The following is a 12,658-nucleotide window of genomic DNA, read 5'->3' as shown; positions in this document are numbered from 1 at the left end:
CCGGGAGACCTCACCCATGTCGGACGTGTCAGAGCTGGACATCGACGTCCTCGTCCTCGACGTCCTCGGCACCCTCGTGGACGAACCCGCCGGAATCCGTGCCGGTATCCGTGCACTCGACCCGTCGCTCGACGCGGCCGGGACCGGGCGGCTCCTGTCGCTGTGGCAGCAGCACATCGAGCGCGAGCAGCGCCGCATCCTCGACGGTGAGCGGCCCTACCTCGCCAGTGACGCCCTCGACCGGGAGGCCGCCCGGCTCGTCGCCGAGGCCGCCGGGGTCGAGGACCCGGCCGCCGTGGCGGCACTGGCCCTGTCCGCCCGCCGGCTTCCGCCGTGGCCCGACACCGTGGCCGGGCTCGCCCGGCTCGCGGAGCGGTTTCCGCTGGTCGGGCTCTCCAACGCGAGCCGGACCGCGCTGCTGGGGCTCAACGCCCACGCCGGACTGCGCTGGCACCAGGCCCTGTCCGCCGAGGACGCCCGGGCCTACAAGCCGGACCCGGAGGTCTACCGGCTGGCCGTCACGGTCGCCGGGCTGCCGCCGGAGCGGCTGCTGATGGTCGCCGCCCACGCCTGGGACCTGCGCGGTGCGCAGGCGCTCGGGCTGCGTACCGCCTATGTCGCCCGGCCCGTCGGTGATCCGCCCACCGCGTCGGACCGGTTCGACCTGTACGCCGACGGCCTCGCCGATCTGGCCGACCAGCTCGACGCCCTCCCCGGCCGGAAAAGGTCCGCCCGCGGCTGAGCATTCCTGCGCCCGACTACGTACCTCCCGGTACTGCCCCATCGGCATTACCGCCAAGTAGCCTGCACGGCGAGTCGGTTGGCGGTTGATTGACGCCTGATCGACGCTGTCACGCCTCGTCCCGGGAGACACCTTGTTGCGACGCATCAACGGAACGGCCCTCATCATCGCGGCACTGGTCGCCACACTCGGCGCACTCGCCTTCCCCGTCTGGTCCTACGCGGACCGTTCCGGCACCGGCGAGGCAAATCTGAACGCCTCCAGCGTCGCCACCCAGTGGGGCCCCCTCTCCGCCACCGACCGGGACTTCCTGGTCAAGGTCCGGCTCGCCGGGCTGTGGGAGCTGCCCGCCGGGCAGCAGGCGATCGAGCGGGCGCCCAGCGAGGCGACGAAGGCCGCCGGGGACCATCTGGTCGTCGGACACACGGACCTGGACCGGCGGGCCCGGGACGTGGCCGCCAAGCTCGGGGTGGAGCTGCCCAACCAGCCGACCGAGCAGCAGCAGGCGTGGCTCAACGAGCTGACGGCGGCGAGCGGGGACGAGTACGAGCGGAAGTTCGCCAACATCCTGCGGGCCGCCCACGGCAAGGTCTTCGGGCTGATAGGCCAGGTCCGGCACACCACCCGCAACACCCTGATCCGGCAGCTCGCGAGCGACGCGAACCAGACCGTTCTGGACCACATCACCATGCTGGAGGGCACCGGCTTCGTCGACTTCGACGCCCTGGCGCGCGAGGCGGCCGGCGGGTCCACGGCCAGCCCCTCGGGACCGTCGATGCCGCAGGGCGGGCAGGTGCCGCAGGTTCCGGTGCCGGTGACGCCGACCGGCGACCAGTCGTTCACCTCGCGGCCGGTGCCACCGACGATGCCGCCGATGCCGTAACGAGACCGCGGGCCCGGAACCTCAAATCCTCCTCTGAACGTCACCCTGTTCGGGTTCGCCACCGCTCAGCGGGGCCATCACCCCGGGACAGAGCGGAAAAGGGGGACACCATGAAGCTGGGCATCGGAATAGGCTGGCGGCCGGAGATCGCGGCCGAGGTGGAGGCGCTCACGGGGATCGACTGGGTCGAGGCGGTGGCGGAGAACCTCTGCGCCGACCACCTCCCGGGCTCCCTGGTGCGCCTGAGGGAACGGGGCGTGACGGTCGTACCGCACGGCGTCTCGCTCGGCCTGGGCGGCGCGGACCGCCCGGACGCCGGGCGGCTCGCCGGTCTCGCGGCGCGGGCCGAGCTGCTGGGTACGCCGCTGGTGACCGAGCACATCGCGTTCGTACGGGCCGGGGGGCCGCTGACCGCCACTCCGCGGCTGGAGGCGGGCCATCTGCTGCCGGTGCCGCGCACCTGGGACGCGCTGGAGGTGCTCTGCGAGAACGTCCGGATCGCCCAGGACTCGCTGCCCGTGCCGCTGGCCCTGGAGAACATCGCGGCGCTGATCTCGTGGCCGGACGAGGAGCTGACCGAGGGACAGTTCCTGGCGGAGCTGGTCGAGCGGACCGGGGTGCGGCTGCTGATCGACGTGGCCAACCTCCACACCAACCACGTCAACCGCGGCGAGGACCCGGCGAAGGCGCTGGACGAGCTGCCGGTGGAGGCCATCGCCTACGTCCATGTGGCGGGCGGGGTCGAGAAGGACGGCGTCTGGCACGACACGCACGCCCACCCGGTGACCGCCCCGGTCCTCGACGTGCTGGCCGAGCTCCGCTCCCGGTTCGACCCGCCGGGCGTGCTGCTGGAGCGCGACGACGCCTTCCCGCCCGGCGCGGAGCTGGCGGCCGAGCTGGAGACGATCCGGGGCACGCTGCGGGCGGCGGGCCGGCCGGAGACCATCCGGGTCACGCCACGGGCGGCGGCCCCGGCCTCAGGTGCGGACAACTCGCGTGGGGCCGGGCCGCTCGCCGGGAAGCCCGCCGCCCCCGGAGCCCGCGACCGTACCGCTGTCGCCCAGACCGCGCTGCTCTCCTCGCTCGTCGCGGGCACCCCGGCCCCCGAGGGCTTCGACCACCGGCGGCTGCGGGTGCAGAGCCGGGCGCTGGCCGCCAAGCGTGCCGATGTCGTCGCCAAGGTGGCGCCCGAGCTGCCGCAGATCCTCGGCGACGGCTACCGTGCCGCGTTCCTCGACTACGCCAGGGCCCGGCCGATGAGCGGTGGCTACCGGCGCGACGCCCTGGACTTCGCCGAGCGGATCCTGATCTCGGGCGGCCTCGCCGATCCCGTGGCGCAGCGCCGGCTGACGCACTGGTGGGAGGACCGCTCCGGCCCCCGGCCGCCGCGCCGGACCGCCCGCATCGTCCGGGCGGCCCGTGCCGTCCTCGTGGGGAAGTGACCGCCATGAACACGCTCGCCCTGCTGCTGACCCTCGGGGTCGCCCTCTCCACCGCGCTCCTCATCGCGAAGGTGGTCGCCTCCCGGTCCGGCCGCCCGTCGGCCGGCCCCTCCCCCGCCGTCCACGACCTCTACGAGGCGGCGTTCCTGAACGGCGGTCCGGCCAGGGTCGCGGACACCGCGCTCACCGCCCTGTACGCGGACGGCCGGGTGCTCATCGGCGGACCCGGCATCATCTCCGTACGGCATCCGCACGCGAACGACCCGGTGGAACGTGCCGTGTTCCAGGAGCTGTCGACCGCGCCGAGCGGCGCCCTGCACGTGGTGCGGGAAGCCGTGATGCGCCATCCGGCGGTGCAGGAGATCGGTGACGGGCTCGCGCAGCGCGGGCTGCTCGTCCCGCCCGCCGCGAGCCGTCCCGTACGGCGGTGGGGGCTGGTCCAGGGCGTGAGCTGCTTCGTCGCGCTCCCCCTCTCCATCCTGCTCACGGTCCTCCAGTACATGGCTCACGACAGCCCCTTCGACATGCCGTTCCCCTTCGTCCTGAAGATGCTGCCCGCGATCCTGCTCGGCGGGATCAGCGGTCTCGTCGTGGCTGCGGCCGCCGCCAACCGGATCACCCGGGCGGGCCGCCGGGCCGCCCAGGCGTTCCGGGCCGCCAACGCCTATACGGTGACCCCGCCGTACCTCGTGGCCAACCTGGGGCTGCGCGCGCTCCCCGACCCCGTGCTCCAGGCCCAGCTCATCGCGGCGGCCAGGCTGCACGCGTCGGCCGGGCGGTCGCGTTCCCGCCGCTCGGGGAGCCGCTCACCGGGGTACGTGGGAGGTACGGCAGCGGCGACGGGCTTCGCGGCGACGACGGTGTGGTGCGCCGACGCGGGCCCCGGACACACGAGTTGCGGGGGCTCGTCCGGCGGCGGCTCGGGGTCCGGCTGCGGCGGCGGCTCCGGGTCGAGCTGTGGCGGAGGGGCCGGCTGCGGCGGCTCGGGGTCGAGCTGCGGGAGCAGCTCGGGCGGCTCCAGCTGCGGCGGGAGCTCGGGAGGGTCCAGCTGCGGCAGCAGTTCCTGAGGCCGGGGCCCGGAACGACGGGCGCGCAACCGGGTCGTTCACCGCAACACGCCCGCCCGGTGCTGTACTTCACCCGCCCCGCACCCCACCATCCCCTCTCCGCGTCCGCAGAGAGGTCCCGCCGTGAGAGCAGTACCGCTGTACGCAACGATCGGCTCCCTGGTCCTGTCCGCCCTCACCGCCGCCCCGGCGACCGCCTGGGACGGCCCTGGTCCGGCCTCCGCCGAGGCGCGCGGTACGGCGGTGGCCGCCGCCCGCGCCGCGGCGGCCGGGATCTCCTTCGGGGCGTGCCCGGAGGAGGAGATGCTGCCGGACACCCTGAAGTGCGGCACCGTCAGCGTCCCCCTGGACTACGCCCGCCCGGACGGCCCGGCCGTCGAACTGGCCGTCAGCCGTACCCTCGCCACCGGCCCGGCGGCCGGCCGGCAGGGCTCGTTCGTCTACAACCCGGGCGGCCCCGGCGCCTCCAGCATCACCTTCCCGCTGATGGGCGAGATGTCGGAGTGGAAGGAGGTCGCGGCGGCGTACGACATGGTCGGCTACGCCCCGCGCGGGGTCGGCGCCTCGGCCCCGCTCTCCTGCCAGGACCCCGCCGCGTTCGCGAAGAGCCCCACCGACTCCCCCGCGCACCCCACGGCCGCGTACAAGGAGCAGCGCGTCGCCGAGGCGCGGGCGTACGTGCGGGGGTGCGAGCGGAACGCGGGCGAGGCGCTGCGCCACTACACCTCGCTCAACAACGCCCGCGACCTGGAGGTGCTGCGGGCCGCGCTCGGTGATGAGCGGCTGACCTTCATGGGGGCCTCGTACGGCACGTACTTCGGTTCCCTGTACGCGACCCTCTTCCCCTCCCGCGTACGGCGGATGGTCTTCGATTCGGCGGTCGACCCGGACCCGGAGAAGATCTGGTACCGCTCCAACCTCGACCAGTCGCTGGCCTTCGAGTCCCGCTGGGAGGACTTCCGGCGCTGGGTCGCCAAGCACCACGACGTCTACGGTCTCGGCGCCACGCCCGAGGCGGTGCAGGGCCACTACGACGACGTCCGCGCCGCGCTGGCCACCGGGCCGGCGGGCGGGAAGGTGGGGCCGGGGCAGTTCCACGCGGCGTTCCGGGAGGCGGCGTACTACGACGACTACTGGGCGATGCGGGCGACCGCCCTCTCCGAGTACGTCCGGGGCAACGCGGAGCCGCTGATCACCCAGATGTCGCCGCGCGCGATCACGGCGAAGGACGACGAGAACGCGCGGGCCGTCTACACCGCCGTCGAGTGCAACGACGCGCCCTGGCCCGAGGAGTGGGAGGTGTGGGACCGCGACCACTCCGACCTAGCGGTCATCGCCCCGTTCCAGACCTGGGACAACGCGTTCACCAACCTGCCGTGCGCCTTCTGGCCCGCGCCCCGGCAGCAGCCCCTGGAGGTCTCCACCGAGTGGGGTGAGCTGCCCCCGGTGCTCATCCTGGCGGCGGAGCGTGACGCGGCGACCCCGTACAAGGGGGCGCTGGAGCTTCAGCGGCGGCTGCGGGGCGCGGTGCTCGTGACCGAGCGGGACGCGGGGACGCACGGTATCGGCGGCGCCGGGAACTCCTGTGTCGACGGCCATCTGCGCCGGTACCTGCTGACGGGTGAGACCCCGGCGGGGGACGCGGAGTGCGCTCCGCACGCGGAGCCGAACCCTGTCTCGCTGGACTGAGCCGGACCGAGCTGGACCGAGGAAGCCGAACGGGCCCCGTGGACGCACACTCGGTGCGTGTCCACGGGGCCCGAAGCCGAACCCGGTGTCGCTGGAACGGCGGGCGGCACGGTCGGTGCCTGGTGCCCGTCTTCTGATCTTCCGGGTTGGGGTGGTGCGGGAACTCGCTGGTTATGCGAGCCCGGCCACCAGGTCTGCGACGCTCTTCCTGCGGCCCGTGTAGAACGGGACCTCCTCGCGCACGTGGAGCCGTGCCTCGGAGGCGCGCAGGTGACGCATCAGGTCGACGATGCGGTACAGCTCGTCCGCCTCGAAGGCGAGGACCCACTCGTAGTCGCCCAGCGAGAAGGAGGCGACGGTGTTGGCGCGGACGTCGGGGTAGCCCCGGGCCATCTTGCCGTGGTCCGCGAGCATGCGGCGGCGGTCCTCGTCGGGCAGCAGGTACCAGTCGTAGGAGCGTACGAAGGGGTAGACGCTGATGTAGTCGCGGGGCGTCTCGTCGGCGAGGAACGCCGGGACGTGCGACTTGTTGAACTCGGCGGGCCGGTGCAGGGCCATGTTCGACCAGACCGGTTCCAGAGCGCGCCCGAGCTTCGTGCGGCGGAAGAGGTTGTACGCCTCCTGCAGCTCGTCCGAGGTCTCGGCGTGCCACCAGATCATCAGGTCCGCGTCGGCGCGCAGACCGGAGACGTCGTAGGTGCCGCGCACGGTGATGTCCTTGGCCGCGAGCTGGTCGAACAGCTCCTGGACCTCGTCCGCGTATCCCGCCCGGTCCAGCGGCAGTACGTCGCGCAGTTTGAAGACCGACCAGAGGGTGTAGCGGATGACCTCGTTGAGGTCCTTGGCCTTCTTTCCGGCGTTCGGACTCTTGCTGGATGTCGCAGTCTCAGGAGCACTCATACGGCTATTGTCCCGCCTCGCTCCCGGTGCCCTGAACCAGGGTGGGCGTGGCGATGATCTCCTTCATGATCTCGTCGGCCGCGCGCTGCGCGCTCGCGATGCAGGCGGGGATGCCGACCCCGTCGTAGACCGCGCCGCAGACCCGCAGGGCGGGCAGTTTCGCGACCTCGTCGCGGATGCGGGCGACCCGGGTGTGGTGGCCGACCGGGTACTGCGGCAGTCCGCCGATCCAGCGGGTGACCTCGCTGTCGACGGGGCGTGCGGCCAGTCCCGTGGCGGCTCGGAGGTCGCGCAGGGATACGGCGACGAGTTCGCCGTCCTCGCGGTGCAGGTGGTCCTCCTCGCCGTACCGGCCCACCGAGGTGCGGAGCACGAAGAGGTCGGGGGCGGCGTCGGCGACCCACTGCCACTTGTTGCTGGAGAAGGTGGACGCCTTGATGGTGCGGCCGTCGACCGGCGGTACGAGGAAGCCGGAGCGGCCGCGCAGGGCTTCGGACGCCTCGATGTCGGAGCGGCGGAAGGCCAGGGTGACCAGGGCCATGGAGGCGTACTCGACGCCGGCCAGCTCGGCGGAGGCGGCCGGGGACTCGGCGGCGAGCAGGGCGGAGGCGGACCAGGCGGGGGTGGCCAGGACGACGGCGTCGGCGGTGATCACCCCGGTGTCGGTGCGGACCGCCCAGCCCGCGTCGGTACGGGTCAGACCGAGGACGGGCGTCTCGGTGAGGATCGCGCCGCCGCCGGCCCGTACGGCGTCGGCCACGGCGTCCGGCAGGGTGCCGATGCCCCCCTCGATGCCCTGGAAGACGGGTCCGGTCTGCTGCCGGGCCGCCGCGCGCTCCTGGATCCGGCGGACGGCGTCCAGCAGCGGCCCGCCCTCCTTCACCGCTTCGAAGAGCTGCGGTACGGCGGCCCGCATCGAGATCCGGTAGGCGTCGCCCGCGTAGACCCCGCCGAGGAGGGGTTCCACCAGGCGGTCGACGACCTCGCGGCCGAGCCGGTCGGCGACGTACGCGCCGACGGCGACGTCGTCCCCGACGGGGGTCGGGGTGAGCTCGCGCTCCTCGGCGATCCGGGCCAGGCCTTCGGGGGACAGCACCCCGCCGAGGGCCGCCGGGTCGCCGGGGACGCCCATGACATGGCCCTTGGGCATCGGACGCAGCGCGTCGCGCGTCCAGAGGGAGGCGGTGGCGGTGGCGGGCGGCTGGAGGCGGCCGGCGAGGCCGACCGCACCGGCCAGGTCGACCGCCTCGGGGCGGCGGGCGAGCATCGACTCCGCGCCGAGGTCGACCTGGACGCCCGCGATCTCGCCGGTCATGAGCTTGCCGCCGAGCCGGGCGGTCGCCTCCAGGAGCGTGACCCGCAGGCCGGTGGCGACCAGGCGGTGGGCGGCGGCCAGTCCGGCGATACCGCCGCCGATGACGACGGCATGGCGCACGGAAGGGTCCGCATCCTGATGTGAACGCTGCATGGGTCCACTCTCTCAAACCGCTTCCGGGTCCTGACCGTGACCACTTCGAAACCCCTGGCCGGAAACCGGTTCGGGAGGGTCCGCGTCGAACCGGCAGTATCGGCAAGCGTCCTGGGGGGACCTGTTATGAACAGCGATATCGACGCCCGCTTCCACCACCGCCGCTCCCGTCTCCGTGCCGCCCTGACGGCGGGTGCTCTCGGCGCGGTGCTGCTCGTCGGCGGCTGCGGGGCCGGCGACGCGTCCGACGCGGCCAAGGGGTCGAACGACCTCAAGGCGAGCGCGGAGAAGGGGATCGCGGACGAGCAGTACGCCCCGGGCGACTCGGCGGCCTCCGCCGCCCCGGGGGCGGCGAAGAGCGGCGAGCGGCAGGACAAGGCGCCGACGCCGGGGGCCGCGGGCACCCACGTCATCCGGACCACCGAGCTCTCCGTCGAGGTGAGGAGCGCACCGAAGGCGGCGGCCGCCGCCCGGAGCGCGGTGGAGGCGAGCGGGGGCCTGGTGGCGACCGAGACCACCGAGCGGATCGATGACGAGCACGAGACCTCGCACCTCGTGCTGCGGGTGCCGCAGGACAGCTACCAGGAGGTGCTGCGCGAGCTCACCGGCTCCGGGAAGCTGCTGTCCCGCTCCTCGAACGCGAAGGACGTCACCGACCAGGTCGTGGACGTGGAGAGCCGGATCGCCACCCAGCGGGCGAGTGTGACGCGGGTGCGGGAGCTGATGGACAAGGCGGAGAAGCTCACCGATGTCGTCACGCTGGAGGGCGAGCTGAGCAGCCGTCAGGCCGATCTGGAGTCGCTGCTGGCCCAGCAGGCGAGCCTGAAGGACCGCACCTCGCTGGCGACGATCACCCTGGACCTGACCGAGCCGGACGCCCCGCGCAAGGACGGGAAGGACGACGACCCGGGGTTCCTGGACGCGCTGGGCGGCGGCTGGGACGCGTTCGTGACGATGTTCCGGTGGATCGCGGTGGCGATCGGCGCGGCGGCCCCGTTCCTGGCCACGGCCGCGCTGGTGCTGGTGGTGTGGCGGGTGCTGCGTGCCCGGCGGGCGGCCCGTACGGCCGTGGCGGCACCCCGGCCGGAGCCGGAGAGCACACCGGCCCCCTGAGGCCCCGGCGCCGTAGCCTGGGCTCCCTGACACGGCGAAAGGGACCCGGAATGGCAGCGGAGCGACTCGTGGTCATCGGCGGCGACGCGGCGGGCATGTCCGCCGCGTCGCAGGCCCGCAGGCTGAAGGGGCCGGACGAGCTGGAGATCATCGCCTTCGAGCGCTCCCGCTTCACCTCGTACTCCGCGTGCGGCATCCCGTACTGGGTGAGCGGGGACGTCGGGCACCGGGACGACCTGATCGCCCGTACCCCCGAGGAGCACCGGGAGCGGGCCATCGATCTGCGGATGCGCACCGAGGTCACGGAGATCGATGTGGCCGGGAGGCGGGTGCGGGCGCTGGACCGGGAGAGCGGGGACACGTACTGGACGGGCTTCGACAAGCTGGTGATCGCCACCGGGGCCCGTCCGGTCCGCCCGGAGCTGCCGGGCATCGACGCGCCGGGCGTGCACGGGGTGCAGACCCTGGGCGACGGGCAGGCGCTGCTGGACTCGCTGGACGCCGTGGACGCCGGGAGGAGGCGGCGGGCGGTCGTGGTCGGGGCCGGGTACATCGGCGTCGAGATGGCCGAGGCGATGCTGAAGCGCGGTTTCGAGGTGACGGTCCTCAACCGGGGCGAGCAGCCGATGGCGACGCTCGACCCGGACATGGGCAGGCTGGTCCACGACGCGATGGACGGGCTCGGCATCACCACCGTCAACGGCGCATCCGTCACCAAGATCCTCACGGGCCCGGACGGCCGGGTCAGCGAGGTGGCGACCGACGAGCGGACCTACCCGGCGGATGTGGTGGTCCTCGGCATCGGCGTCGAGCCGGAGGCGGAGCTGGCCCGGGAGGCGGGTCTCACGGTGGGGCCGCACGGCGGGCTCCTGACCGACCTGGCGATGCGGGCCGTGGGCCACGACAACATCTGGGCGGGCGGCGACTGCGTGGAGGTCCTGGACCTGGTGGCGGGCCGGACGCGTCACATCGCGCTGGGCACCCACGCCAACAAGCACGGCCAGGTCATCGGCTCGAACGTCGGCGGCGGCTACGGGACGTTCCCGGGTGTCGTCGGTACGGCGGTGAGCAAGGTCTGCGACCTGGAGATCGCCCGGACCGGCCTGCGGGAGAAGGACGCCCGCGCGGTCGGGCTGCGGTACGTCACGGCGACCATCGAGTCGACACAGCGGGCGGGGTACTACCCGGGGGCGAAGCCGATGACGGTGAAGATGATCGCGGAGCACCGTACGGGACGGCTGCTCGGGGTGCAGATCGTCGGCCGTGAGGGGGCGGCCAAGCGCGTGGACGTGGCGGCGGTGGCGCTGACGGCCGGGATGACGGTGGAGCAGATGACGGCGCTCGACCTGGGCTACGCGCCGCCGTTCTCCCCGGTGTGGGACCCGGTCCTGGTGGCGGCCCGCAAGACGGTGGCGGCGGTGCGGGGCGCGGGAAGCTGACGGGTGGTCCCGGGGGCTCGGAAGCCCCCGGGACAGGTGGCGTCAGCGCGCGGTCTGCTCGTGCACGTACTCCACGAGCCGGGTGAGCGCGTCCGGGTCCATGGACGGCATGACGCCGTGGCCGAGGTTGAAGATGTGGCCCTCCAGGCCCGCGGCGGCGTCCAGCACCTCGCGGGTCTTCGCCTCGACGGCGGGGGTCGGCGCGAACAGCACCGCCGGGTCGAGGTTGCCCTGGAGCGCCTTGCCGGGGCCGACGCGGCGCGCGGCCTCGTCCATCGGGACCCGCCAGTCGACGCCGACGACGTCCGCCCCGGCCTCGCCCATCAGCCCGAGCAGCTCGCCGGTGCCGACGCCGAAGTGGATGCGGGGGACGCCGTACGGGGCGACGGCGTCGAAGACCTTGGCCGAGGCGGGGAGCACGGCGCGGCGGTAGTCGGCGGGGGCCAGCGCGCCGACCCAGGAGTCGAAGAGCTGGACGGCGGAGGCGCCGGCCTCGATCTGGACCTTGAGGAAGGCGCCGGTGATCTCCGCGAGCCGGTCCACGAGGTCGGCCCAGAGCTGCGGGTCGCCGTACATCATGGCCTTGGTGCGCTCGTGGTTGCGCGAGGGGCCGCCCTCGACGAGGTAGCTGGCGAGGGTGAAGGGGGCCCCGGCGAAGCCGATGAGCGGGGTGGCGCCCAGCTCGGCGGTGAGCATCCCGATGGCCTCGGTGACGTACGGGACGTCCTCGGGGGTCAGGTCGCGCAGCCGGGCCAGGTCGGCGCGGGTGCGGATGGGCTCGGCGATGACGGGGCCGACGCCGGGCTTGATGTCGAGGTCGATGCCGATGGCCTTGAGGGGGACGACGATGTCGCTGAAGTAGATCGCGGCGTCGACCTTGTGGCGGCGTACGGGCTGCAGCGTGATCTCGGTGACCAGCTCCGGCATCATGCAGGAGTCGAGCATCGCGATGCCCTCGCGGACCTTCAGGTACTCGGGCAGCGAGCGCCCCGCCTGCCGCATGAACCAGACCGGCGTGTGCGGCACGGGTTCGCGCCGGCAGGCCTTGAGGAACGCCGAGTCGTGGGTGGCGTCGTTGCTGGCGGCGGTCGTGGTCTGCTGGCCCGAGGGGCTGTCGTTGGCACTCACGCACCAAATCTTCGCACGCACGGCGAAGGAGCCCGGCGCCGCAGGGGTGTCTCTCCCTGCGCGGGGCCCGCGTTCCGCCTACTCTTCCCGGCATGGCTCCGGCTCAGGGACAATTTTCCGATCATTCCGACAGTGCTGACAGCAAGGACAAGGACGCGGCGGAGGACCCTCCCGTCCCGGCCGCGTTCCGGTCGGCGGTCGACGCGTTGCGCTCCGCACGGCTCCGCCCGGAGCTGGAGGTGGAGACCACGCGGCCCCCGCAGCGCCTGGCGCCCCACGCGTACGCGCTGGAGGCGGCGGTGGTCGACGGCGAGGACGATCTCGCGGACGGCAGGCTCGTCCTGCTGCACGACCCGGCGGGGCACGACGCCTGGCAGGGCGCGTTCCGTCTGGTGACGCTGGTGCGGGCGGAGCTGGAGCCGGAGATGGCCGCCGATCCGCTGCTGCCGGAGGTGTGCTGGTCCTGGCTGACCGGGGCGCTGGACGCGCGCGGATTGTCGTACGGGGAAGCCGGAGGGACGGTGACACGCGCCGGATCGCACTACTTCGGTGCGCTCTCCGCGCGCCGTCCGGCGACGCAGATCGAGATCCGGGCCTCGTGGACGCCGCGCGAAGGCCGGGGCGGGGTGCCGGACGCGGCGGCGCACCTGATGGCCTGGGGTGATCTGCTCTGCCAGATCGCGGGGCTGCCGCCGTCGGATCCGACGGACGCGGCGGTGGTGACGCTGCCGCAGAGGCGCGGTCCACAGGTTTCGTAACACCCCGTCACCCATTTCGCACACACACC

The 12,658-nt window shown here is 73.4% G+C and carries 11 protein-coding genes; 8 read left to right on the top strand and 3 right to left on the bottom strand.

All coding sequences use genetic code 11. The features are described 5' to 3' along the window. Nucleotides 1-25: 25 nt before the first annotated feature. From IE264_RS19000 to IE264_RS18980, 5 genes are all read left to right on the top strand, one after another. Entirely contained in the window at nt 26-742 is a 717-nt protein-coding gene (locus IE264_RS19000; protein ID WP_051821688.1) for a haloacid dehalogenase type II, read from the top strand. Between the two features lie 136 nt (nt 743-878). After that, complete coding sequence (locus tag IE264_RS18995) at nt 879-1,625, top strand: DUF4142 domain-containing protein (protein ID WP_031127085.1); 747 nt, start codon at nt 879-881, stop codon at nt 1,623-1,625. Between the two features lie 110 nt (nt 1,626-1,735). Next, entirely contained in the window at nt 1,736-3,067 is a 1,332-nt protein-coding gene (locus tag IE264_RS18990; RefSeq protein ID WP_032753603.1) for an MbnB/TglH/ChrH family RiPP precursor modification enzyme, read from the top strand. A 5-nt stretch (nt 3,068-3,072) separates the two neighbouring features. After that, entirely contained in the window at nt 3,073-4,134 is a 1,062-nt protein-coding gene (locus IE264_RS18985; protein WP_032753602.1) for a TIGR04222 domain-containing membrane protein, read from the top strand. A gap of 123 nt (nt 4,135-4,257) precedes the next feature. After that, complete coding sequence (locus IE264_RS18980) at nt 4,258-5,823, top strand: alpha/beta hydrolase (RefSeq protein WP_032753601.1); 1,566 nt, start codon at nt 4,258-4,260, stop codon at nt 5,821-5,823. A gap of 171 nt (nt 5,824-5,994) precedes the next feature. Here the strand turns inward: IE264_RS18980 and hemQ are convergent, their stop codons facing one another. Together hemQ and hemG are read right to left on the bottom strand one after the other, a co-directional pair. Beyond that, nucleotides 5,995-6,723 (bottom strand): hydrogen peroxide-dependent heme synthase, encoded by a 729-nt coding sequence (gene hemQ, locus IE264_RS18975; RefSeq protein ID WP_031127081.1) that lies wholly within the window; start codon nt 6,721-6,723, stop codon nt 5,995-5,997. Between the two features lie 4 nt (nt 6,724-6,727). Further along, the gene (gene hemG / locus IE264_RS18970; RefSeq protein WP_032753600.1) at nt 6,728-8,191 is read right to left on the bottom strand and encodes a protoporphyrinogen oxidase; all 1,464 of its coding nucleotides are present in this window, start codon (nt 8,189-8,191) and stop codon (nt 6,728-6,730) included. Nucleotides 8,192-8,317: 126 nt separating this feature from the next. Between hemG and IE264_RS18965 the strand changes: the two genes are divergently transcribed. Then, on the top strand, nt 8,318-9,304 hold the full coding sequence (locus IE264_RS18965; protein ID WP_015612175.1) for a DUF4349 domain-containing protein: 987 nt from the start codon (nt 8,318-8,320) through the stop codon (nt 9,302-9,304). Nucleotides 9,305-9,354: 50 nt separating this feature from the next. After that, nucleotides 9,355-10,743: an FAD-dependent oxidoreductase gene (locus tag IE264_RS18960; protein WP_032753599.1), complete on the top strand. Its 1,389-nt coding sequence runs from the start codon at nt 9,355-9,357 to the stop codon at nt 10,741-10,743. Between the two features lie 42 nt (nt 10,744-10,785). On the opposite strand, the gene hemE is transcribed toward IE264_RS18960, so the two are convergent. Beyond that, entirely contained in the window at nt 10,786-11,871 is a 1,086-nt protein-coding gene (hemE, locus tag IE264_RS18955) for a uroporphyrinogen decarboxylase (RefSeq protein ID WP_032753598.1), read from the bottom strand. A gap of 92 nt (nt 11,872-11,963) precedes the next feature. On the opposite strand from hemE, the gene IE264_RS18950 reads away from it, so the two are divergent. Continuing rightward, a complete protein-coding gene (locus tag IE264_RS18950) occupies nt 11,964-12,629 on the top strand; it encodes a DUF3000 domain-containing protein (protein ID WP_015612172.1) in 666 nt (221 codons plus the stop codon). The last annotated feature ends 29 nt before the right edge of the window (nt 12,630-12,658 follow it).

The organism is Streptomyces microflavus, assembly GCF_014650075.1.
GTDB classification, from domain to species: domain Bacteria; phylum Actinomycetota; class Actinomycetes; order Streptomycetales; family Streptomycetaceae; genus Streptomyces; species Streptomyces microflavus.
The sequence above is the reverse complement of the archived record's forward strand: the minus strand, read 5'-3'. Positions and strand labels throughout refer to the sequence as shown.